Source organism: Micromonospora sp. NPDC023966 (assembly GCF_040639095.1).
In the GTDB taxonomy this organism is placed as follows: domain Bacteria; phylum Actinomycetota; class Actinomycetes; order Mycobacteriales; family Micromonosporaceae; genus Micromonospora.
Window position 1 is genome coordinate 317,043 of sequence record NZ_JBEZZJ010000003.1, and the last position, 24,534, is coordinate 341,576.

General features: G+C 71.8%; 16 protein-coding genes. All 16 read left to right on the forward strand.

Features of this window, described 5'->3' with window-relative positions; translation table 11 throughout:
• Nucleotides 1-133: 133 nt before the first annotated feature.
• On the forward strand, nt 134-307 hold the full coding sequence (locus AB0F68_RS07875) for a hypothetical protein (protein WP_357333686.1): 174 nt from the start codon (nt 134-136) through the stop codon (nt 305-307).
• A 394-nt stretch (nt 308-701) separates the two neighbouring features.
• Nucleotides 702-1,493 (forward strand): DeoR/GlpR family DNA-binding transcription regulator, encoded by a 792-nt coding sequence (locus AB0F68_RS07880; protein ID WP_357333688.1) that lies wholly within the window; start codon nt 702-704, stop codon nt 1,491-1,493.
• Nucleotides 1,490-2,989 carry a rhamnulokinase family protein gene (locus AB0F68_RS07885; RefSeq protein WP_357333691.1) on the forward strand — a complete coding sequence of 500 codons (1,500 nt, stop codon included), beginning with the start codon at nt 1,490-1,492 and terminating at the stop codon, nt 2,987-2,989. The genes AB0F68_RS07880 and AB0F68_RS07885 overlap by 4 nt, the downstream gene beginning before the upstream one ends.
• A 72-nt stretch (nt 2,990-3,061) precedes the next feature.
• Entirely contained in the window at nt 3,062-4,096 is a 1,035-nt protein-coding gene (locus tag AB0F68_RS07890; protein WP_357333693.1) for an autoinducer 2 ABC transporter substrate-binding protein, read from the forward strand.
• Between the two features lie 105 nt (nt 4,097-4,201).
• Nucleotides 4,202-5,737, forward strand: a complete 1,536-nt coding sequence (locus AB0F68_RS07895) for a sugar ABC transporter ATP-binding protein (protein ID WP_357333695.1) — start codon at nt 4,202-4,204, stop codon at nt 5,735-5,737.
• On the forward strand, nt 5,734-6,735 hold the full coding sequence (locus AB0F68_RS07900; RefSeq protein WP_357333697.1) for an ABC transporter permease: 1,002 nt from the start codon (nt 5,734-5,736) through the stop codon (nt 6,733-6,735). Before AB0F68_RS07895 ends, AB0F68_RS07900 begins: the two co-directional genes overlap by 4 nt.
• Nucleotides 6,732-7,820: an ABC transporter permease gene (locus AB0F68_RS07905; RefSeq protein WP_357333699.1), complete on the forward strand. Its 1,089-nt coding sequence runs from the start codon at nt 6,732-6,734 to the stop codon at nt 7,818-7,820. The genes AB0F68_RS07900 and AB0F68_RS07905 overlap by 4 nt, the downstream gene beginning before the upstream one ends.
• Nucleotides 7,821-7,822: 2 nt before the next feature.
• Complete coding sequence (locus AB0F68_RS07910) at nt 7,823-8,587, forward strand: class II aldolase/adducin family protein (RefSeq protein ID WP_357333702.1); 765 nt, start codon at nt 7,823-7,825, stop codon at nt 8,585-8,587.
• Nucleotides 8,584-9,315: an HAD family hydrolase gene (locus AB0F68_RS07915; protein WP_357333704.1), complete on the forward strand. Its 732-nt coding sequence runs from the start codon at nt 8,584-8,586 to the stop codon at nt 9,313-9,315. Before AB0F68_RS07910 ends, AB0F68_RS07915 begins: the two co-directional genes overlap by 4 nt.
• Nucleotides 9,312-10,760, forward strand: coding sequence for an FGGY-family carbohydrate kinase (locus AB0F68_RS07920; protein ID WP_357333706.1), 1,449 nt, complete (start codon nt 9,312-9,314; stop codon nt 10,758-10,760). Before AB0F68_RS07915 ends, AB0F68_RS07920 begins: the two co-directional genes overlap by 4 nt.
• 2 nt (nt 10,761-10,762) lie before the next feature.
• Complete coding sequence (rhaD, locus tag AB0F68_RS07925; RefSeq protein WP_357333708.1) at nt 10,763-12,829, forward strand: bifunctional rhamnulose-1-phosphate aldolase/short-chain dehydrogenase; 2,067 nt, start codon at nt 10,763-10,765, stop codon at nt 12,827-12,829.
• Nucleotides 12,826-13,701 carry a sugar phosphate isomerase/epimerase family protein gene (locus tag AB0F68_RS07930; protein WP_357333710.1) on the forward strand — a complete coding sequence of 292 codons (876 nt, stop codon included), beginning with the start codon at nt 12,826-12,828 and terminating at the stop codon, nt 13,699-13,701. The genes rhaD and AB0F68_RS07930 overlap by 4 nt, the downstream gene beginning before the upstream one ends.
• A gap of 328 nt (nt 13,702-14,029) precedes the next feature.
• Nucleotides 14,030-14,233: a hypothetical protein gene (locus AB0F68_RS07935; RefSeq protein WP_357333712.1), complete on the forward strand. Its 204-nt coding sequence runs from the start codon at nt 14,030-14,032 to the stop codon at nt 14,231-14,233.
• Between the two features lie 140 nt (nt 14,234-14,373).
• On the forward strand, nt 14,374-16,800 hold the full coding sequence (locus AB0F68_RS07940; RefSeq protein WP_357333714.1) for a LamG domain-containing protein: 2,427 nt from the start codon (nt 14,374-14,376) through the stop codon (nt 16,798-16,800).
• Between the two features lie 253 nt (nt 16,801-17,053).
• Nucleotides 17,054-19,810 carry a family 78 glycoside hydrolase catalytic domain gene (locus AB0F68_RS07945; RefSeq protein ID WP_357333716.1) on the forward strand — a complete coding sequence of 919 codons (2,757 nt, stop codon included), beginning with the start codon at nt 17,054-17,056 and terminating at the stop codon, nt 19,808-19,810.
• A 91-nt stretch (nt 19,811-19,901) separates the two neighbouring features.
• Nucleotides 19,902-24,524 (forward strand): family 78 glycoside hydrolase catalytic domain, encoded by a 4,623-nt coding sequence (locus tag AB0F68_RS07950; RefSeq protein ID WP_357333718.1) that lies wholly within the window; start codon nt 19,902-19,904, stop codon nt 24,522-24,524.
• The last annotated feature ends 10 nt before the right edge of the window (nt 24,525-24,534 follow it).

The window sequence follows — 24,534 nt, forward strand, 5'->3', positions numbered from 1 at the left end:
CAATGACCAGGTGTGGAACGAGCCCGCAAGGTTCGCCGCCAGTCCGCCGGGCAGCTCCGGACCATTCCACCGGAGGGCAGCGTTTCGCGGTGCTGTCCGGAGTCGCCTCGGCCGAACCGGACCGATCGGGTCCTTGAGAGGCTGGAGCCAGCTCTGGACGCCGTACGGCGCGAAGCCCGGCACCGGCTCGATGCCGCAGATGGTCTGCCCGTTCATGGAGGTGATCGGGCCGGGCGGCACCACCGGCAGGATCGCCGTCCTCGCCGACGGGCTGACGACGGTCACTGTCGCCGGGCGGCTGGCCTGACACGCGACAAGGCCAATGCGTACGGGGCGCACAGCGACGGCCGGTATGTCTACCCACCGGCGTGCCCGCCGGAGCCCACACGATCAGCGCTCACCCCGCCGACGACTGACACCGCCGCAACCCGGGCCCGCCGACCGGCGCCATTGGACGGGCGGTCCGCCGGAACGTCGTCGTCCGAAGCCGTGTGGCGGGCGTCTGTTCCTCCGCCGTCACTTGTGGTGTCACCGCGGCACGGTCCGTTCGCTGTTGCCCCGGCGCGGTAACCGAACCGAAACCGAAACCGAACGTGAGTCAATCGAAACTGTTACGACGGCGACTTCTCTTTCCTTTATTGACCGTCCCGCTGACTGTGTCTAGCGTCACCTCACCACCGCAACGGAGGGATCGCGGAACCATGCCGGGGATTGCCGAGCACGAGCGCCAGCAACACGTGCTGCGCCTGCTCGACGGCCAGGGCCGGGTCAGCATCGGGGACCTGATCGAACGGTTCGGTGTCTCGGCCGTGACGATCCGCAAGGACCTCGAATCGCTCGAACGGCGCCGGCTGCTGCGGCGCGTCCGCGGCGGCGCCGTGCCCCACGACGGCGCCGACGAGGGCGCCTTCGAGATGCGACTGCGTCACAGCGAGGCTGCGAAGCAGGCGATCGCCCGCGCCGCTGCGGCGCAGGTCAAGGACGGCGACGCCATCTGCCTGGACTGCAGCACGACCTGCTACTACCTCGCGGTGGAACTGCGGGCCCGGCGCGGCCTGGTCGTGGTGACCAACGGGTTGCGCGCCGCCGACGTGCTCAGCGAGTCCGACGCGATCACCGTCGTCGTGCTCGGCGGCACCGTACGCCGCTCGTCCCAGTCCCTCGTCGGTGACTTCGGCGACGACCTGTCGTCGCGGGGCCGGCTCAGCGTCGGCTTCTTCGGGCTGCGGTCTCTCAGCCCCACGCACGGGCTGATGGAGTTGAGCCTGGAGGAGACCACGGTCAAGCGGCGGCTCGCCGCGGCCTGCGACCGCGTCTACGGGCTCTTCGACTCCTCGAAGCTCGGGCGCTTCGGCCTGCACCCCTTCGTCGCCACCGATCACCTCACCGGTCTCGTCACCGACGACGGCACCCCGGACGACGTCGCACGACAGTGGTCGTCCCGGGGGGTGCCGGTGGAGCGCGTACCGGTCACCAGGGGAGGAGAATCATGAGCCGCCGCCGCCGCTGCGTCGCCGTGGACCTCGGTGCGGAGAGCGGCCGCATCGTCGTGGGCACCTTCGACGGGCGGCGGCTGGAGACGGAGATCGTGCACCGCTTCCCGAACCAGCCGCACGTGGTCGACGGGCACCTGCGCTGGGACATGACCGCGCTGTGGCACGAGATCCTGGCAGGCCTCGGCCGCGCCGGAGCCAGCGGCCGGGTCGACTCGGTGGGCGTGGACACCTGGGGGATCGACTACGGCTACGTGGACGAGCGGGGCGACCTCGTCGCCGACCCGGTGTCGCACCGGGACGCCCGTACGGAGGGGATGCTCGCGGAAGCCACGCGGATCGTCGGACGCGACCGGCTCTACGGCAGCACCGGCGTCCAGCTCATGGAGATCAACTCCGTCTTTCAGCTCCTCGCCGAGTCCCGCGCCGGCGGCCCGCCGCCGCAAGCCCGCCGCCTGCTCATGATGCCGGACCTGTTCCACCACCTGATGTCCGGCGCCAGCGTCGCGGAGTTCACGGCCGCCAGCACCACCGGGGCGTACGACGTCGCGGGCCGGACCTGGGCCACCAAGCTCCTCGACGACCTCGGCGTCCGAACCGATCTGCTGCCCGAGGTGGTGGACGCCGGCACCGACCTTGGTCCGGTCGTGTCCCCGCTGGCCGCGTTGCCCGGCCTGGCCGGCGCCCGGGTCATCACACCCGGCAGCCACGACACCGCCAGCGCCGTCGCGGCCGTGCCGTTTGACAATCCATACGCCGGCTACGTCTCCTCCGGCACCTGGTCGCTCGCCGGCGTGGAGCTGGCGCACCCCGTGGTGGACGAGGGCTCGCGCGAGGCGAACCTCACCAACGAGGGCGGTGTGGCCGGGACGGTCCGGCTGTTGCGCAACGTGATGGGGCTCTGGGTGCTGCAGGAGTGCCGGCGCCAGTGGGCGCGGGAGGGCCATGACATCGACTACCCGGCGCTGGTCGCGCTGGCCGCCGAGGCGCCGGCGGCGCGCAGCGTCGTCGACGTCGATCACCCCTCGTTCGTACGCCCCGGCGACATGCCCGCGCGGATCCGGGCCTACTGCCGGGCCACCGGCCAGCCGGTGCCCGCCGGCATGGGTGAGGTGGCCCGGTGCGTCCTGGAAGGCCTGGCCCTGCGCTATCGCGTGGCCTTCGAGTCGATCGTGAAGGTGACGGGGCGGCCGATGACCGCCGTGCACATCGTTGGCGGTGGATCCCGCAACGATCTGCTCAACCAGTTGACCGCCGACACCACCGGACTACCCGTCCGCACGGGGCCCGTCGAGGCCACCTCCATGGGCAACCTGCTCGTCCAGCTCATGGCGCTCGGCGAGCTCGCGGGACTGGATGACATACGAGAGGTGGTCCGACAGGACGACCACGGTCGCCTCGTCGAACCGCGCGACCCCGCCATGTGGGGGGAGCACTACACCCGATTCCGCGACGTCGTCGCGTCGGTTTCGCCCGGGCAAGACCTGGTCGAGTAACCATTCCAAATCCGCCGCCCCGGGGCGGCGTCCTGCACCCGCCGGGCGGGGGCAGGCTAGAGAGGAGTATCCATGCGGATGTCGAAGAGGGCGACGACACTGCTCGCCGTCGGGCTCGTCGGCGCGCTCGCGATGGCCGGCTGCAGCAAGAAGGGTGGCGGCAGCGGGTCGTCGAGCGAGTCCGGCGGCGGCCAGAAGCAGATCAGCGTCGCGTTCGTTCCGAAGCTGCAGGGCATCCCGTACTTCGAGGCGATGAACACCGGCGGCCAGAAGGCCGCCAAGGACCTCGGTATCAACTGGATCTACAAGGGGTCCACCACGGCGGACCCGGGGGCGCAGACGGACATCGTCAAGTCCCTGATCCAGCAGAAGGTCGACGTCCTCGTCGTCGCACCCAACGACCCCGACTCGATGGCGCCGGTGCTCGCCGACGCGAAGGCCAAGGGCATCCACGTCATGACGTCGGACACCGACGCGCCGAACTCGGTGCGCGAGGTGTTCGTCAACCAAGCCAACACCGAGGGCATCGGCCAGGCGCTCACGGACTCGCTCCTGGAGAAGATGGGCGGCCAGGGCAAGTACGCCATCGTCTCCTGCGGCCAGACCGCCGCGAACCTGAACGCCTGGATCGATGTGCAGAAGAAGTACACCGCGGAGAAGTACCCCAAGGCGCAGATCGTCGACACCGTCTACGCGGGTGAGGACGAGGCCAAGGCGGTCTCGATGGCCAAGGACCTGATGAACGCCCACCCCGACCTGACCGGCCTGGTCGGTGAGTGCACCAGCTCGGCGCCGGGCGTCGCGAAGGCCGTCCGCGAGGCCGGCAAGGTCGGCAAGGTCTTCACGGTCGGCCTCGGCACGCCGCAGGCGATGAAGCCGTACCTGGCCGACGGCTCGTCCAGCGCGGCGATCCTGTGGAACGTGGAGAACCTCGGCTACCTGACCGCGTGGGCGGGCAAGCAGCTCGCCGAGGGCAAGACGTTCGCGAGCGACAACCAGGTCAGCAGCGACCTCAGCGGCGTCAAGTACTCCAGCGACAAGAAGGAACTGCTGCTCGGCGACCCGCTGCGGATCACCAAGGACAACGTCGACCAGTTCAACTACTAGCAGGCGCGGCGGGTCGGGCCCTCGGCCCGGCCCGCCCCACCGGAGGCCAGCATGACCACGGCGGACACTCGGCCAGGCGCGACCGCGTCGGCGACCGCGCCCCCGGTGCTGAGACTCACCGGCATCGACAAGCGGTACGGCGGCGTGCACGCGTTGCGCGGCGTCGACTTCGAACTGGCCCGCGGAGAGGTGCACGCGCTCGTCGGGGAGAACGGCGCGGGCAAGTCGACGCTCATCAAGATCGTATCCGGGGCGGAGACGCCGGACGCCGGACGGATCGAGATCAACGGCGAGACGCTCGCCACCGGCAGCACCACCTCGGCGCTCGGCGCCGGCATCGCCACGGTGTACCAGGAGCCGCAGCTCTTCGGCGAACTCACCGTGGCGGAGAACGTCTTCATCGGGCGAGAACGGCGGCGGGCCGGGATCGTCCAGCGCGGCCGCCAGCACGAGGAGGTCGTCTCGCTCCTCGAGCGCATGGGCCTAGACGCCGCGGTCGCCGACGTACGGGTGGCCGACCTGTCGGTCGCCGAGCAGCAGCTGGTCAGCATCGCCAAGGCCTTCGCGAGCCAGCCGCGGATCCTCATCCTCGACGAGCCCTCCGCCATCCTCACCGACCGGGAGATCGAGACGCTCTTCGCGGCGGTCCGCGGGATGTGCGACAGTGGCGTCGCGGTCATCTACATCAGCCACCGGCTCGACGAGCTGGCCCAGATCACCGACCGCGTCACCGTGCTGCGGGACGGGCAGGTGGTGGCGAGCCGTCCCACCCGGGAGCTCAGCGTCCGCGCCGTCGCCGAGCTGATGGTCGGGCACAAGCTCGAAACCGGGCAGGTGAATCGGACCGTGGCCGACGCCGAGCCGGCGCTCGCGGCGTCCGGCCTTGGGCGCCAGGACGTCTTCGCCGACGTCAATCTGGCCGTGCGCCCCGGCGAGGTGGTCGCCCTCTACGGCCTGGTCGGCTCCGGCGCCGCCAGCATCGCCCGGGCACTGTACGGGATCGACCCGGCAGACTCCGGCGCCGTCCGGATCAACGGCCGCGACGTCGCGCTCAAATCCCCGGCCGACGCGGTACGGCACGGCATCACCATGCTGCCCGCCAACCGGAAGGTGCAGGGCGTCTTCAGCTCCAAGAGCATCGCCTTCAACATCTCCAGCGCACACCTGCGACTGCTCAGCCGCGCCCGGCTGTGGGTGAACCGCGGCCGGGAGCGGTCCGTCGCGCAGGACTTCATCAAGCGCATCGCCATCAAGGCACCCGGCCCGGCGACCCTCGTCGGCAACCTCTCAGGCGGCAACCAGCAGAAGGTCGTCCTCGCCCGCCAGCTCGTCGAACGGCCCCGCATCCTCCTGCTGGAGGAACCCACCCAGGGTGTCGACGTGGGGGCCAAGGACGAGATCCACCGGATCATCGTCGACCTCGCCGACGCCGGCAGCGCCGTCCTCGTCGTGTCCTCCGACCTGCCGGAGGTCCTGCAGCTCGCCGACCGGGTGCTGGTGGTGCGCGCGGGGCGGATCGCGGCGAGCTTCGACCGGGGTGCACGCCAGGCCGACGTCCTGGCGGCCGCCGCCGGCGACGACGGATCGGGTCGGGCGTCCGCGGCAGGCCGCGACTCGACGACGGAGGTAGGAGCGGCATGACCGGACTTGTCCAGACCGTACCGCTGCGCCGGCGGCGCCCGATCGCCCGCGCGGTCGAAGGCCAGGAACTCGCGCTCGTCGTCGTCATCGCGGCCCTCTGGCTCGCGCTGTCCTTCGGCACGAGTACCTTCCTCACCGGCTCGAACCTGCGCAACATCCTGTTCGCCGTCGCGGCGACCGCGATCATCGGCATCGGGATGACGCCCGTCATCGTGACCGGCGGCATCGACGTCTCCGTCGGCAGCATGGCCGCCGTCGTCATGGTGGTGGTGGCCAAGCTCGTCCGCGACGCCGGAGCGCCCGCGCCGCTGGCGGTGCTGGTGGCGGTCGCGCTCGGGCTCGCGCTCGGCTGCGTCAACGGGCTGCTGGTCAGCCTCGGCGGCATCCACCCGATCATCGTCACGTTCGGCACCCTGAACGTGTTCCGCTTCGTGGCGCTGCGCATCTTCGAGAACAAGCAGGTGGCGGGAGTGCCGGACACCCTGGGATGGTTCGGCGGCGGCCAGGCCGGGCTGGGCCTGCTGGGCGTGCCGCACGCCTGGTGGCTCGCCATGGTGCTCGCCGCACTCACCTGGTGCTACATGCGCTACTGGGCGACCGGCCGCCACTGGTACGCGATCGGCAACGACGCCGACGCGGCCCGTCTCGCCGGCATCCACGTCCGCCAGCGCATCGTCTCCGCGTACGCCCTGACCGGCTTCTTCGTCGGCCTGGCGGCCTGCGTCCTGGTTGGCAGCGGCGGCCTGGTGCAGCAGAACGCCGGCACCGGGCTGGAGTTGCAGGTCATCGCGGCCGTCGTGATCGGAGGGACGAGCATCCTCGGCGGCCGCGGCACGGTGCTGGGGACGTTGCTGGGCGCGCTGCTGGTCGGCACCGTGACCAGCGCCATCACCCTGCTCGGCTGGCCCAGCGAGCTGACCGAACTGTTCATCGGCGCGTTCATCCTGGTCGCGGTTGGCGTCGACCTGGTCCGTGAGCGCCGCAGGAGGGCACGATGACGACCAGAACAGCCGAACCGGAACAGCTCAAGGACGACAAGACCGAGCCGGTCGCGGTCGGTGCGAGGATCGCGCGGGCACTGCGGTTCGTGCTCTCCGAACGGGTCGCGCTGCTGAGCGTGCTGCTTGTCATCGTCGTGGTGTGGTTCTGGTACCTGGGTCGCAACGACTACCTCGTCGCGCCGTACGACGCCGACTACCTCGCCTCGGCGCTGGAGACGATGGTCCCGCTCTGCCTCCTCGGCCTCGCCGAGTTCATCGTCATCGTCTCCGGGCGCGGCGGGATCGACCTGTCCGTGGGATCGATCGTCAGCCTCTCCGGCATGGCCTTCGGCTTCATGGTCGGCCAATGGGGGTGGCCCGTCCTCCCCGCGCTGGCGCTGACCATCCTGGTCGGCGGGGTGCTCGGCGCGGCGAACGGGCTGCTGGTCGCGTACCTCGGGTTCCCGGCCCTGATCGCCACGCTCGCCACCTACTACGCGTACGGGTCGCTCGCGCTGGTCAGCAACGACCGGGCGCCGATCTCCACCAGGCCCATCCAGGACCTGCACTCGCTGACCCGGCCGCTCGACCTGCCCGTGGTGCCGGACCTGCCGGCGCAGATGCTGACGTTCCTCGTGCCGTGCGTCCTCGTGGTGTGGCTGGTGATCAACCGCAGCACATACGGCCGCAAGCTGTACGCGATCGGCACGAACGACGTGGCCGCCCGGTTCGCCAACCTCGACGTCCGGCAGACCCGGTTCCGCGCCTACGTCGCCTCCGGCCTACTTTCGGGGGTGGTCGCCGTGGTGACGGTCGCCCAGTTCGCCTCCGCCCGCCCTGACGCGGGCAGCGTCGGCAACGGGATGGCCCTGCCGGCAATCACCATCGCCGTGCTCGGCGGCGTGGCGATCACCGGCGGCCTGGGCCGGGTGGCCGGGGTGGTGATCGCCGCCCTGCTCATCATCTGGCTCAACGCCGGCATCCTGCTCGCCTTCGAGGGCTCGGACGGCAGCCAGTTCCAACTCCTCGCGCTCGGTGCCGTCCTCGTCCTCTCCGCGCTGCTCAACGCGATCACCCTGCGCCGCCGCGGCGGTGTGCGGTGAGCGTGCGCAGCGACGCAGGCGCCGTCCCCGCCGAGCTGGTCGAGCTGACGCTGCGCATCGGCGACCCGGCCCGGGACCTGGTCAGCCTCGCCGAAGGCAACACCTCGACCGTCGCCGACGGCGAGCTGGTGGTCAAGGCGAGCGGCGCCCGGATGGACCGCGCGAAGCCCGAGGACTTCGTGGTCGTCGATCTCGACGCCGCAGCCCGGGTCCTCGGCGACCCCCGCGCCACGCAGGACGAACTCTCCGCGCTGCTGGCCGTGGCGGACGACCCGCGCGGGCGGCGCGCCTCGATCGAGACGCTCGTTCACGTCGCCGCGGTGCACGCCGGCGGAGCCACCTGGGTCGCCCACACCCATCCCACCGCGATCGTCGGGCTCGTCTCGATCGTCGAGGGGGAACGGCTGTGGCAGGCGCCGCTCTTCCCCGACGAGGCCGTGGTGGTCGGCCGCCCCGCCTGGGTCGACTACCACGAGCCGGGCCTCGCGCTCGGTCGCGCCGTGGCCCGCTCGATCACCGAGCACGCCGAACGGCACGGGGCGCCGCCCCGGCTGGTGCTGCTCGGCAACCACGGCATGGTCGCGCTGGGCCGCTCGCCCGAGGAGGTCGAGGCGGTCACCGCGATGGCGGTGAAGGCCGCCCGCACCCGCGCGCTGGCCCACGCCGTCGGCACCCCGCGCTACCTGGACGCCGCCGGCGGGAACGCGCTCGCCTCCCGCGCCGACGAGGTCGCCCGGCGCGCCCTGCTCGCCGGGAAAACGGTATGACCCGGACGGACCCGCCGTTCGCCGGGCGCACCGTGCAGGCGGTCTTCTTCGACATCGGGGGCCCGATCTACGACGACGAGAACTTCGCGACCGCCGTGCTGGCGGCGCTCGACGACCTGCTCGCCGAGCAGGGCCGTCCGCCGGCCGACCGGGCCCGGTTCCGGGCCGTTTACGACGGCGTCCGGGCAGCGCAGTCCGGGTCACTGCGGCGCGCCCTCGCTGCGGAGTTCCTCGGTGACGAGCGGCGGCGCGACGACCTGCACGCCCGTACCCGGCGGTACTGGCGGCACGGGCCGGGCACTCTCCACCCCGACGTGCTGCCCTGCCTGCGGGCCCTGCACGGGCGGGTACGCATCGGAGCGCTGGCCAACCAGGAAGCCGACGTCCTCGACGCGCTGCGCCGCGACGGCGTAGCCCCGTTCATCCAGGTCTGGGCGGTCTCCGCGCTGGTCGGCCACGAGAAGCCCGACCCGGCGCTGTTCGAGTGGGCGGTCAAGGAGGCGGGGACCAGCCCCGCGAACGCCGTCCACGTCGGCAACCGCCTCGACACCGACGTTCGGCCCGCCCGTGCCCTCGGCCTCGGAACGGTCTGGGTGTTGCGCGGCGAAGCCCCTCCGGAGCCGACGGCCGAGCAACTCGCCGAGCCCGACGTCGCCCTCCCCGACCTACGTACGCTTCCCCGGCTGCTGCTCGGCACCCGGCCCGGCGACGGGGACCGGCGCGCATGAACGAGGTGGTCATCGGCCTGGACGTCGCCACCGCCGACGTACGCGCCGTCGCGGTCACCCCCGACGGGAACGTGGTGGCGCGGGCGGCGCAACCACTTCCGCCGCCGGAGCGGGCCGGTAACGGACGCGCTGAGCAGTCGCCGGTCCACGCCGACGTGGCGGTGGCGGTCCTCGCCCGGCTCGGCGCCGACCTGCGCTGCCCGGTCCGGGCAGTGGCGGTAACCGCGACCTCCGGCACCGTCGTTCCCTGCTCGGACGACCTCGCCCCGGTCGGGCAGGCCCTGCTGTACAACGACCGCCGGGCCGGGCAACCGGGAGTCGGGATCGATCCCGGGCTGGTGGCGGCCGCGCCGGCGCTCGCCCGCGTCGCGTGGCTGCACCGGCACCGGCCCGCGCCCCGTTACCGCCACGTCAGCGACCTCGTTGTTGCGCGGCTCACCGGCGAGGACGTTCCCACCGACACCAGCCACGCGCTCAAGACCGGTGCCGACCCGCAGACGCTGCGCTGGTCCGCGCACCTGCTCGACGCGGCGGAGGTCCCGGAATCGAGGCTGCCGCGCCTGGCGTCGCCCGGAACCCCGGTCGGCGGCCTCTCGGCGGGCACCGCGTCGGCGACCGGCCTGGCCGCCGGTGTACCGGTGGTGCTCGGGATGACCGACGGATGCACCGGCCAGATCGCGGCGGGCGCCGTGCGGACTGGTGACACCGTCGGCGTGCTCGGCACCACGCTGGTGGTCAAGGTGGCCGCTCCGCGCCGCGTGGCCGACTCCGCCCTCGGTGTCTACAGCCACCTCGCGCCGGACCGCTACTGGTGGGCCGGGGGAGCGAGCAACGCCGGCGCCGGGGCGCTGCGCAACGCGTTCCCGGACGCCGACCTGGCGGCCCTCGACCTCGCGGCCGCAGCGCACGGGCCCGCACGGACGCTGCGCTACCCCGTGCCGGGCCGCGGCGAGCGGTTCCCGTTCGTCGCGCCCGACGCCGGCGGCCCGCTCGACGACGAGGCCGCCGACCCAGGCGAGCACTACCGCGCGCTGCTCGACGGCGTCGCGTACGTCGAACGGCTGGCCCTCGACGTCCTCGCCGGGGCCGGCGCTGCCAGCCGCGGCGCGGTGCGCGCCGTCGGCGGCGGTAGCCGTAGCCTGCCCTGGCTGCGGATCCGGGCCACCGTGCTGGGCCGTCCGCTCGTGGTGCCGGCCGAGGCGTCCAGCGCCTTCGGCGTAGCCGTCCTGGCCGCGTCGTCCGCCGTGCACTCCGATCTGGCCGCGGCCGTCGACGCGATGGTGACCCTCGCCCGCACGGTCGAGCCGGACCCCACCGAGAAGGCCCAGCTCGACGGGGGATACGCCCGGTTCGTCGACGCGCTCGTGCGCCGCGGCTGGCTCTCCCCGCACCCGACCACCACCACCCAGGACCGAAGGATCTCCCCGGAGCAGATTGAGGTATGACCGTGAACAGCACCCGAGATGACGTTCCCGCCGGTGTGTCCGCCGAGGTGACCGCCATGCTCGACAGGGCGAACCAACTCGGAGCGGACCCGACGGTGACCAACTACGGCGGTGGGAACTCGTCGTGCAAGGCGGAGGTCGTACACCCGGCGACCGGCGAGACCACGACCCTGCTCTACGTCAAGGGATCCGGCGGCGACCTCGGGACCCTGCGCTACCCCGGGCTCGCCGTGCTCGAACTCGACCGACTGCGCCGCCTGGACGACCGGTACCAGGGGGTCGAGCACGAGGACGACATGGTCGACCTCTTCACCTTCTGCTCCTTCGGCCCGGGCGGGGCCGCACCGTCGATCGACACCCCGATGCACGGCCTGGTCGAGGCCACGCATGTCGACCACCTGCACCCGGACAGCGTCATCGCCCTCGCCGCGGCGGCCGACGGCGAGCGGCTCGTGCAGGAGTGCTACGGCGACCGGGTGCGCTGGGTGCCGTGGATCCGGCCGGGCTGGGAACTCGGAAAGATGATCGCTGAGATCGTCCGGACCCAGCCGCGGGCCGAGGGCGTGGTCCTCGGCGGGCACGGACTGACCACCTGGGGAGCGACCAGCGAGCAGTGCGAGGAGCGGGCGCTGCGGCTCATCCGCGAGGCCGCCGAGTTCATCGAGCGCACCGGCAAGGCCGAGCCGTTCGGCGCCGTACGCGCCGACCGCGGCCCGCTGCCCGAGGCGGAACGCCGGGCGCGCGCCGCGCAACTCGCGCCGATCCTGCGCGGCATCGCGGGCACCGACAGCCGCGTCGTCGGCCACTTCCGGGACGACGAGGTGGTACTGGACTTCCTCGGCCGCGAGGCGCTCGACCGGCTCGTGCCGCTAGGCACCTCCTGCCCGGACCACTTCCTGCGCACGAAGGTACGTCCGCTCCTGCTGGACACCGCCCCGGACGCGCCGCTGGAGGAGGTGGTGACGCGGCTGCGGGAGCTGCACGCGGAGTACCGCGAGGAGTACGCCGCCTACTATCACCGGCACGCCACCCCGGACAGCCCGCCGATGCGCGGTGCCGACCCGGCCATCGTGCTCGTCCCGGGCGTGGGCATGTTCTCCTTCGGCGGAGACAAGCAGACCGCCCGCATCGCCGGCGAGTTCTACGTCAACGCGATCAACGTGATGCGCGGAGCGGAGGCCGTGTCGACGTACGCCCCGGTTGACGAGAGCGAGAAGTTCCGGGTCGAGTACTGGGAGCTCGAGGAACGCAAGCTGCGCCGCCGGCCGAAGCCGAAGGCGCTCGCCGGCCGGGTCGCCCTGGTCACCGGCGGCGCCTCCGGGATCGGACGCGCCACCTGCACGGCGCTGGCCGCCAAGGGCGCCTGCGTCGTGATCGTCGACCTCGACCACGAGGGGGCCCGGCAGTTCGCGAAGGAACTCGGCGGCCCGGACGTCGCCGGCTGCGTCCGCGTCGACGTGTCCGACGAAGCCTCGGTGCGGGAGGCGATCGAGGCCGCCTGCCTCTCGTTCGGCGGGCTGGACATCGTGGTGAACAACGCCGGCTTGTCCCGCTCGGCGCCGCTGGAGGAGACCACCACCGAGACGTGGGACCTGCAGTTCGACGTGATGGCCCGCGGTTCGTTCCTCGTCTCGCGGGAGGCCGCGCGGGTGCTGCGCGCCCAAGCCCACGGCGGGGACATCGTCTACATCGCCAGCAAGAACGCCGTCTTCGCCGGTCCCGCCAACATCGCCTACTCGTCGGCGAAGGCCGCGCAGGCACACCAGGTACGCCTCCTGGCGGCCGAACTCGGCCCCGACGGGGTACGGGTCAACGGCGTCAACCCGGACGGCGTCGTGCGCGGGTCGGGGATCTTCGCCGGCGGCTGGGGCGCCCAGCGCGCCGCGGTCTACGGCGTCCCCGAGGAGAAGCTCGGCGAGTACTACGCGCAGCGGACCCTGCTCAAGCAGGAGGTGCTGCCGGAACACGTCGCCGCCGCGGTCGTCGCTCTCGTCGACGGTTCCCTGCCCCTGACCACCGGTCTGCTCGTCCCCGTGGACGGCGGCGTTCCCCAGGCGTTCCTGCGATGAGCGTCCGCAACCCGCTCGGCATCCACGCCGCCGTCTTCGTCGGCGGCTGGAGCCCCGAGGAACGCCGCAGCGCCGCCGCTCGGGCCCGTCGGGCCGGCTACGACGTGCTGGAGATCCCCGCGCTGGACCCCGCGGCCGTCGACATCGCCGACACCCGCGCCGTGCTGGATGAGCACGGGCTGGCCGGGGTCTGCTCGCTGGGCCTCGACTTCGACGCGGACATCTCCAGCCCCGATCCCCAGATCGCCGCCCGCGGCGAGGCGCGGTTGCTGGCGGCCCTCGACGTGGCGGCCGGCCTTGGCGGGGGATTCATGGGCGGCGTGATCTACAGCGCGCTCGGCAAGTACGGCCGGCCGATGGACCCGCGCGGGCGTGACTCGATGGTGGCCATCCTGCGCCGGCTGGCCGGGCGGGCCTCCGACCTGGGCGTGACGCTCGGCTTGGAGGCAGTGAACCGTTACGAGTCGAACGTCATCAACACCTGTGCGCAGGCGGTCCAGGTAATCAAGGACGTCGGGGCGGGCAACGTCGTGGTCCATCTCGACGTCTATCACGCCAACATCGAGGAGAACTCGATCGCCCAGGCGGTCGCCGACTGCGGCGACCACCTGGGGTACGTCCACGTGGGCGAGTCGCACCGGGGCTACCTGGGCACCGGGTCGGCCGACCTCGACGGGCTCTTCCAGGCCCTGCGGCAGGTCGGCTACGGCGGCACCGTGACGTTTGAGTCGTTCTCCCGGGCGGTGGTCTCCGCCGACCTGTCCGACCGGTTGGGCGTGTGGCGGGACCTGTGGGAGGACCCCGACGATCTCGCCGCCCACGCGCACGCGTACATGTCGGCCCGGATCGGGCGGGCCGACCCGGCGGGCTGAGGCCGGCAACCGCACCCCGGCTGCAGATATTGCACCTGATCTTTGATCGGAGGATGGGCATCGAAGAATAGCCGGCGAGGAAATAACCTGTTCGTACAATTCACGAACGGACGTCAGTTCCTCCTATGCGGAAGGGTCGTCGTCACATCGTCCAGCACTATGGGCGTCGTCAGACGGTCCGCGGGCAGTTCGAATTCCGGTGGCCGGGCCGGGCTGCGAGCATACGTTGGGGCGGCGAACACGCGCTCGTGATGTGCAGGCGTGCTGTCCGGGCTCATCAGCCACCTCGTCATGCTGCACGAACGTCGTTGGTCCAGCGTAGTCATCGGTGACGGGCATCGAAACCCAATGGCTTTTCAAGCGCCAGTCGACAAGGGCTTTTTCCATTCATCCCGTTGACTTTCATCTCGCTGCTGCATATGTTCCCGCTAAGTCTCCGAGCACTACCTATGCCAACGAGGTGCCGGATGGCAGGATCACCGAACAGCGGATTTCTGCCGCATCGTCGCCGGCTCAATGGCCATCGACGTGACCGCACCGCCCTGAACTCCTGGTCGCCGCCCGCACACAAGGCCATCAACCGCTAGCCCATCAGCGCCTACCACCGCTCTCAAGGCAGCCCGGCTGGCACGGCACGTCTCCCACCACGACACAGAAAGAACAAGGAAAACGATGTCCGACAGAATCCCGGGGTCCTTGCCGCGCCGCAACTTCATCCTTGCCGCCACCGCCGCTACGGCATTGAGCACGGCTGGCGCGACCCTCGTGGGCAAGGCCGGACCGGCCGTTGCCGCAAGGTCGGTCAACGACGACGACATCATCGCCGCCATCCGCCTCGCCTGCGGCACCATGCAGAGCGTCTTCAACCCTGACGACAACTACATTCCATGGTTCGGCCACCACGTGGTGCCCTACGACGCGGCCCAGGCGCGCTTCCTGTTCAGCCCCGAGTTCCAGGAGGCCCACGTGCCGGGGCGGCACCTCAATGCGCTACTTGCCGCCCGGTCGCTCGGCGTGCCGGTGGACGATCTGTCCATCGCCCGGCACCGCGACGCGGCCTACTTCAGCCTCAGCCGGGAGGTCCCGCTGCCTCAGGGGCGGCGGTCGTTGAGCGCGTCGCGACCGTCCCTGTTCCTGCCGCACAACGTCCGAGAGGCCATGCACGCGCTCTACGCGCTCTACCACCACTCGCCAGCCGATGCGTCGGATGCCCAGGCGCGCATGGAGCGGATGATCGACGCGATCAATCAGTTCTGGACGCCGCAGCGGGCGTGGTCCCGCCCGGCGCTCGTAGCTGCCCAGCCGGACTTGGAACTCGCCGAGTGGGGTGGGGCCTTCATGACCGGCATGGCGCGTGCCATCGGGCCGTTGGCCAAGTACTGGAACGTGACCCGGGAGAGGGGTGAGGAGTCCCTCAAAGCTCGGGAACTGCTCGGGCATCTGCGGACGAAAGCGCTGGAGCACTTCGGCCCGACCGGTGTCGGCTTCGACACCGGTACCCACACACACTCCATCACCTGCGCGCTGTCCGGACTGGCTCAGCTAGCCGACTTCGCCGGCGACCAGGAACTGATGGATCGAGTGTGGGCGTACTACCAGGTCGGGCTGACCGACATCCGAGACGAGATTGGCTGGTCGATCGAGAACCTCGGCGACAATACCGACCGCGGCGAGGTGAACAACTCCGGGGACATCCTGGAGATCGCACTGATCCTCGGCAGGCACGGGCACGTCGAGTGCCTCGCGGACGCCGATCGCATCACCCGGGCACATATACTGCCCAGCCAGCTCATCGATACCGACTTCATCGAGGGCCTGCAGCGGCCGTGGGACGACAGCGTGCGCGATGTTCCCCAGCGATCCAAGGGGGCCTTCGGTTTTCCTGCGCCGTACGGCCACCATCCCCAGTGGCACTACGCTGTGTCGTTCAACATGGACATCGTGGGCGGTGCGACCGCCTCTCTGTGTGAGGCCTACCGCCAACTGACGCGTCGCGACGGGGACGTGCTCACTGTGCAGCTCCTCTTCGATGCTGTCACCCCACACGCGACGATCAAGTCGCCGTATGGGCGGAAGGGGGTCCTGAAGGTCACCCCGAAGGAGGGCGGAACCGTCCGGGTGCCGCTGCCGCACTGGGTGGACAGGTCTGCGGTAAGGGTGACCGACGGACCAGCGCCTGCGATCGACGCGGACGGCTCGCTGGTGCTGGCGAACGCCCCTGCCCTCAGGGCGATCTCCATCACATTGCCGCTGCCCGAACGGGAGATCGACCTGGGACACCGGTCCAACGGAATTCGCGTACGGCTGCGCGGCGACCAGGTCATCGCGATGGAGAACTTCGGCCAGGATCTGACCTTTTTCCCGGCAATCCCGTCGCTGGCGCTGCCGGTGCGCTCCCGCGGCTTGGTGGCACGGTGGTCCTTCGGCGATGCGAGCAATCCGGCGCCCGATGAGAGCGGCTCCCGCCACGCAGTCACCTTGTACGGCACGGCGAGGACCGGCGGCGACGCCGGTGGCCCGCCCGGTGGCTCGGGGCATGCGCTGGTGCTCGACGGGCGCGGGTTCGCGACGGCCGGAAACGCGTCGGAGTTGAACTTCGCCGCACGCGACTTCTCCATCTCGCTGTGGATGCGCACCACGATGCCGGGCATCGGGCGGATCGTCAGCAAGGGCAGCTACATCTGGACGCCCGGCTACTTCATCAGCGTCGGCCACGGGGGTCCCGGTCACATCGGGGTGGGTATCGGAGCCGGCCAGCGCCCCGGCGCCGTTGGCGCAGTGGAGATGTTCAGCCGAGAGGGCGGGTTCAACGACGACCGGTGGCACCACGTGGTGCTGGTGGTGAACCGGAGCGACGAGTTGATCCAGCTGGTGGTCGATGGGCGAGCGCGACCGCTGGGGCAGACGCTCAACACGCTGGGAAAGGTCACCGACATGGGGCTGAGGCTGCCGCCCAGCGCACCTCTCGTCGGGTCGAGCCCGAACGCTTTGACTATCGGCAGCCACCTCGGATACGCGGAACTCTTCACCGGCGCCATTGCCGACGTGCGCCTCTTCGATCGGGCTCTGACGCCGACGGAAGTGGCGGGGCTCCGCTAGCTCGGCCGCTGTCGATGTCAAGGATCGATGTTCCACCCCTGTCGACTCCGTGCCCGCTGAGGCGTGCCCGTCAACTCGCGGTCATCGCCCGGCGGGCCGGCACCCGCCTTCATGTCCGCATCCGGCCACGAAGGATCTCTTCACACGAGTCACGCCTGCACGTAGCCTGCCTGAAACGATTCACGACCGCGCGGAGGCAGCCGTGACATCTTGGACTTCCGGACCCCAGCCGTTGTACCGGCGCCGGAGGACGGTGATCGCGGCGGCCGCGACCGTCGTCGCGACGGTCCTCGCCGGTGCGCCACCGGCCTCGGCCGCCCCCGGCCACGCGCCGGAGGCGCCGGCCGGGCTGACGGTCGACGACCAGAGCCGCCCCCTCAACGTCGAGGGCAGCCCGGGCTTCGGCTGGCTGCCGCGTGACGCCGACCCGGGGGAGACCCAGACCGCCTACCGGATCACCGTCACGGCGGCTGGTGGTGACCTGATCTGGGACTCCGGCAAGGTCGCCTCCGACCAGCAGTCCTATGTGCCGTACGGCGGACCGGCCCTGCGTGGCGGCGCGGCGTACGAGTGGACGGCCCGCACCTGGGACCGCACCGACCAGCAGTCGCCGCCCAGCACCGGCGCGTTTGAGACGGGCATCTCCGACAGCCAGTGGGACGGGGCCAGCTGGATCCGCCGCGCCACCACCGAAGCCGACGACTACACCCTGGCCCGCACCGAGGTGCGCCCCAACGCCAGTCCGGTGGTCCGCGCCCGCGCGTACACCGCCGCCGACCACACCTACGAGCTGTACCTGAACGGCACGCGCGCCGACCGGGGCACCTCCTTCGGCTACCCGGGCGAGGACTATTACCAGGCCGCGGACGTCACCGATCTGGTGACCGCCGGCGAGCCGCTGGCCATCGGGGTGCGCTACCACTGGTACGGCAGCGGCCAGGGTCGCCCCGCCGGCAACCGGGGTCTGCTGATGAAGCTGGTCGTCGAGCACGCCGACGGCACCCGGGAGGTGTTCGTCACCGACGGATCGTGGCGGGTCGCCCGGGACACCCAGTTCGTCGCCGGCGCCGAACGCCGCAACGGCGAGGGCGACCGGGTCGAGCGGCAGGACGCCCGCGCCGAGGTGACCGGCTGGACCCGGCCCGGCTACGACGACAGCATCGCGCCGTTCACCGCGCCCCAGGTGGTCGGGGCGCACCCGAACGCGACGTACCCGCACCTGATCGGCCAGGAGACGCGGCTGGCCGAGACCACCGTCGCGCCGGTCGCGCTGCGCACCGCCGACGACGGCACGCTGGTCGTCGACTTCGGCGTCGTCATCCCGGCCCGCCCGGCGGTACGGTTCGATGCCGGCGTGGCCGGCCGCACCGTCACCCTGCGGGCCGGCTACACCCTCACCGACGACGGCCGGGTCGCCACGTCCACCCTGGAGTCGCAGGGCACCAACATGAGCTTCCCCTACCTGCAAAAGGACGGCCCGCAGGAGTTCCGGGCGTTCACCCACCTCGGCTTCCGCTACCTGGAGATCCCCGACGCCGGTGAGGACATCGCCCTCGAGGACATCTCCGCCGTCGTTGTGCACACCGACGTCCCCGCGGGCCGGGAAGCCACCTTCACCAGCTCGGATGCCACCCTCGACGCGGTGTGGACGATGCTGAAGCGGTCCGCGCTGTTCTCCGTGCAGGAGGGGTTCGTCGACACGCCCACCCGGGAGAAGGGCCAGTTCCTCGGCGACGCCGCGAACATCTCCTATGCGACCATGGGTGCCTTCGGCGAGCGCGACGCCACCCAGCAGGCCATCCGCGAGTTCGTCCGCTCCGCCGCCCGCTACTGGACCACGGGCGACGACCGGGGCCGCTACAACGCCGTCTACCCCAACGGCGACGGCAAGCGGGACATCCCCGACTATTCGCTGATGTTCGTCGACTGGGTGTGGCGGTACTGGACCGAGACCGGCGACCGGGCGCTGCTGGCCGAGGCGTACCCCGGCATCCGGGACACCGCCGACTACGTGTTGCGCCACATTCCGGCCACCGGCCCGACCGCCGGGCTGGTCACCGAGCTGGCCGGAGGCAGCGGCGCCTACCGCTACGGCATCGTCGACTGGCCCGAGCCCGGCCGGTTCGGCTACGACATGTCCGCGGCCGCCCGCACCACGATCAACGCCCAGGGTGTCGATGTGCTGCGGACCACCGCCCTCATGGGTGAGGCGCTCGGCCGGCCCGCCGCCGAGGTTGCCGCGTACGACGGCCGGGCCGCGGACCTCACCCACGCGATGAACGCCAAGCTGCGCCGCGCCGACGGCACCTACGTCGACGGGCTGTCGGCCACCGGCGAGCAGAGCGGCCACGCCGGCCAGCACGCCACCTCGTACGCCATCGCCCACGGCGTGGCCCCCCGGGCCGACCTGCCGGCGCTGGCCGACCACCTCGCCGCGATGGGCATGAAGCAGGGTCCGATGACCGCACACTGGCTGCTGCGGGCGCTCGCCGACGCCGGCCGACCCGACGCGGTGCTGCGGCTGCTGACCAACCCGGACGACCTCGGCTGGGCGAACATCCTCGACCAGGGCGGCACCTTCACCTGGGAGGCCTGGACCCTCGACCCTGGCACCAACTTCAGCCAGTCCCACGGCTGGGGCTCCCAGGCCACCGTCGATGTGCAGGAGACGCTGCTCGGCGTCCGCACCGCCACCCCGGGCGCGGCCGTGGTGGACGTAGTGCCGCCCGCCGTGGGGCTCGACCACGCGGCCGGTACCGTGCCCACCCAGCGCGGCCCGGTCCGCCTCGACTGGTGGCGCACCGGTGACGGCCTGCGGGTCGACCTTGAGGTGCCGGTCAACGTCACCGCCCGGGTCGGCCTGCCGGTCATCGACGGCAAGTCCTATCGAGCGGCCGGTCCCAGCAAGGCCACCTTCATCGGGATCCAGGGCGGCCGCGCCGTGTTCGAGGTGGGCTCCGGCCGGTCCAGCTTCCGCCCGGTCGCCGACACCGCCGCCCAGCCCCGCTGATCCCCCCCGGCCGCTGGACGGCCACGACGTCGGTGCGGACCGCCGCACAGAAGGGCGAGGACCCATGACGCGCATGACGTGGTGCAGACCCGTGTTCTCCGCGGTCGTCGCACTACTTCTCGGGCTGACGCCGACGGTGGTGACGGCGGCTCCGGCGGCCGCCGCCGAGCCGGACGCTTCGGGGCTCGCGGCGGTCGGTCTGACCACCGAACGGGCGACCGACCCGATCGGCCTGGACGTGGCGCAGCCTCGCCTCGGCTGGCGGATCGAGTCCGCCGCCCGGGGAGTGATCCAGGAGTCCTACCAGGTACGGGTCGCCACCAGCCAGGCCCGCTTGGAAAACGCCGACGTCTGGGACAGCGGCCGGGTCAGGTCGCGGCGCAGCACCCTCGTGCCCTACACCGGTCCGGCGCTGCAACCCCGCACCCGCTATTTGTGGCAGGTCCGGGTGTGGGACACCGCGGGCCGTGCCTCGGGCTGGAGCGCCCCCGCCTCCTGGGAGACCGGTCTGGGCGGCGCCGAGGGCTGGCGGGCCGACTGGATCGGGCTGCCGTCGCCCACCGAGTCCTGGGCCGACTACACGGTGCAGACCACGGTGCGCGTGGAACGGGACGCGGCCGGCATCTACCTGCGTGCCCACGGCCCGACCAACGCCTACATGTGGCAGTTCTCGATCGCGGGCGGGACTGCGAAGCTGCGCCCGCACGCCCGGGTCAACGGGGCGTGGAGCGTGCTCAAGGAGGTGCCCCTCGACGCGGTGGTGCCGGCCGACAAGCTGACCGCCCCGCACACCCTGCGCATCACCGCCGCCGGCGACACCATCACCACCTGGGTCGACGGCACCCAGGTCGACGTCACCCGCGACACCCGGCACCAGGGCGGCTCGGTCGGCCTGCGCACCGACGGAGCCGAGACCGGCGTCTTCTCCGACTTCTCCGTCACCCGCGGCACCGACACCCTCTTCACCGCCCCGCTCACCGATGGCCAGAACCCGTTCGCCGGCGGCACCCCCACGGCCGGCGGGCTGCGGGTCACCGGCACCACCGAGGCGATGCTCACCGCGCTGGACGCGAACCCGCTGCTGCGTCGCGGCTTCCGCGTCGACGGGGAGATCGCCCGCGCCCGCATCTACGCCACCGCGCTCGGCGTCTACCGGCTCTCGCTCAACGGCCAACGGGTCGGCGACCAGGAGTTGGCGCCCGGCTGGACCGACTACAGCAAGCGAGTGCAGTACCAGACGTACGACGTGACCCGCCAGCTCCGCCAGGGCGACAACGCGCTCGGCGCCCTGCTCGGCGACGGCTGGTACTCCGGCACCATCGCCTCCTTCGGCACCGACCACTACGGCTCCCGGCCCCACCTCGGCGCGCAACTGATCGTCGAGTACACCGACGGGCGCACCGAGACGATCCGCAGCGACGGCTCCTGGCGCGCCACGCCCGGGCCGTTCCTGCAGAGCGACCTGATCCACGGCGAGACGTACGACGCGCGCCGGCTGCCCGCCGGCTGGGACACCCCGGGCTTCGACGACGCCGGCTGGTCGCCGGCCACCGTGGACGACCCCGCCGCCACCGGCCCGGTCGTCGCTCAGGCCGACCCGCCCGTGCGGGTGGTGCAGGAGCTGCCGGCCCGGACGCTGACCCAGCCCACCCCCGGCACCTGGATCTTCGACCTCGGCCAGAACATGGTCGGCAAGGTTCGGCTGACGGTCGACGGCCCCGCCGGCACCACGGTCCGCATTCGGCACGCCGAGGTACTGAACCCCGACGGCACCGCGTACACCGCCAACCTCCGTTCGGCCCAGGCCACCGACCGCTACACCCTGCGCGGTGGCGGAGCCGAGGTCTACGAGCCGACGTTCACCTTCCACGGCTTCCGATACGTCGAGCTGACCGGCTACCCAAGCACCCCCACCCTGGCCACGGTCACCGGCCTGGTCATGCACACCGACGGGGCGCTCACCAGCGAGTTCGAGACCTCCAACGCAATGGTGAACCAGCTGCACAGCAACATCACCTGGGGCCAGCGCGGCAACTTCCTGTCCATCCCCACCGACACCCCGGCCCGGGACGAGCGGCTCGGCTGGACCGGCGACATCAACGTCTTCGCCGAGACCGCGACGTTCAACATGGACAGCCTGACGTTCCTCACCAAGTGGCTGCGGGACCTGCGCGACGGGCAGTCGGCCAACGGGGCGTACCCGGACGTCGCCCCCCGCGTCTGCTGCGGCGACGGCGCGACCGGCTGGGGCGACGCTGGCATCACCGTCCCGTACACGCTGTGGCAACGCTACGGGGACACCCGGGTCATCGAGGAGCACTACGCGTCGATGGTGCGGTACGCGTCCTGGCTGCAGAGCACCAGCTCCGGCAACCGGCGCCCCAACGCCGGCCCGTACCTGGACTGGCTCAACCTCAACGACCCGACGCCCGCGGGGGTCATCGGCACCGCCTACTACGCCCACAGCATCCGGCTGCTGGGCGAGATGGCCGCCGCCATCGGCCGGGACGCCGACGCCGCCCGCGACGCGGCGCTGGCCACGGACATCGCCCAGGCCTTCGTCGACACGTACGTCTCGGCCGACGGCACCGTCCAGGGGGACAGCCAGACCGGGTACGTGCTGGCCATCGGCATGAACCTGCTGCCGGCACCGCTGCGCGCGAAGGCCGCCGACAAGCTCGTCGCCAACGTCCGCCGGCACGACTGGCACCTGTCCACCGGCTTCCTCGGCACCCCTGACCTGCTGCCAGCGCTCAGCGACACCGGACACCTCGACGTCGCCTACCGGCTGCTGCTCAACGACACCTACCCGTCGTGGGGCTACGAGATCGCCCGGGGCGCCACCACCGTCTGGGAACGCTGGAACTCGGTCATGCCGGACGGCAGCTTCGGCGACGTGTCGATGAACTCCTTCAACCACTACGCCTACGGTGCGGTGGGGGACTGGATGTACCGGACCGTCGCCGGCATCGAACCCGACTCCGGCAACCCCGGCTACAGCCATCTCACCTTCGCGCCTCAGCCGGGCGGCGGCCTCACCTCGGCGCGCGCGTCGTACCGGTCGGCGCAGGGCACGATCGGCAGCGACTGGAGCCTCGACGCCCGCGGCGACATGCAGCTTCGCCTCACCGTCCCGGCGAACACCACCGCGACCGTCCGCATCCCCACGCCCAGCCGGCACGCGGTCACCGAGGGCGGCCGACCGGCGGTGACGGCCGACAGCGTGCGGTTCGTCCGGATGGACGGCGACGTCGCCGTCTACGAGATCGGATCCGGCTCCTACTCCTTCGCCGTCGACCGGGTGCTCGGCGAGCTCGGCGACACCGCCGACGCGGTGCAGGCGCTCGCGACGCTGACCGGCGACCTCGCGGACGACCTGGGCCAGCCGGTCGTCGCGCACCTGAACGCCCAGCTCGGGAAGCTCAGCGACGAGACCGCCGCGGCGCGCACCGCGCACCTGGCCGGCGACGCCACCGACGCCGCCACCCGCGTGCACCGGGCCCTGGCCACCGCCGCCGACCTGGACCGCTGGCTGCGAACCCAGGTCAAGGTGGGTCGGGTCGCCGCAGCGAACGCCGAGCGATTCACCGCCCCGCTCACCCGGGTCGACCAGTTGCTCTCCGCCGCCTCGTCGGACCTGATCGGCGCGGTCGTCAAGCTCGACCTGCCGGTGGGTGAGCGGCTGCCCGGCGACGTCGTACCCGCGACCGTCGCGGTCACCAACGGCGGCACGAAGCCGCTGACCGGGGTGACCTCCACCCTGCGCGTACCCGAGGGCTGGACGGCGACGCCGGTTGGCGACCAGGCCACCACCGTCGCCCCCGGCGCCACCGCGGCCCACCGCTACGACCTGCGCATCCCCGCCGGGCAGTCCCCGGCGACCGTCTCCGTCGACGGGTCCGTCAGCTACCGGCACGAGGGCGGCACCGCGACGCTGCCGGTCGCGGGCACGATCACCACCGCTCCGGCGGTGGTCGTCGTGTCGGCGTCCGCGACCCCCGCCGCCGTGGCGCCCGGCGCCACCACCACGGTCACCGCGCTGCTCCGCAACCGGGCCACGGTGCCGGTGTCCGGGCAGCTCACCACCACCGGCCCGGACGGCTGGCGGGCGGCGCCGGCCACCGCCGGGTACGACCTCGCCGCCGGCGCGGAGACCACCGTGTCGGCCGTCCTCACCGCACCGATCGCGGTGACCGAAGGGCCCGCGCAGGTCACCATCGCCACCGGCGTCACCGACGCGGAACGGCGAACGCTCGCCGTCCCGGTCCGGTTCACCAATCCGCCGCCGGACGCGTACGACCACGTCGACCTCGGCGACTCGGCCTCCGAGCAGGCGCACCACCTGACCGCCTCGACCCACTCGAGTACCAACACCGAGGCCGGGCTGACCCGCCGCTACACCAACGTCAGCTACCCGGGCGGCTGGTTCGAGTTCGACCTCGCCGTGGCACCCGGCCAACCGTTTGTGCTGCGCGCCGTCGAGACGTACGACCAGGCACAGCTGAAGGACTACGAGATCGTCGTCGACGGCGTGGTGGCGCACGCCCGCTCCTGGCAGCGCCTCGAAAGCGGCGCGGGCACCGTCAGCTACCAGTTCGTCGTCGACCTGCCTGACCAGACCCGCGACGGCGTGATCCGGGTGCGCCTCCGCGACACCGGGGACGGCTACGACCCATCCGTCGCCGACGTCTGGTCCGCGCCTCTGCCGTCCTGACCGCCACACC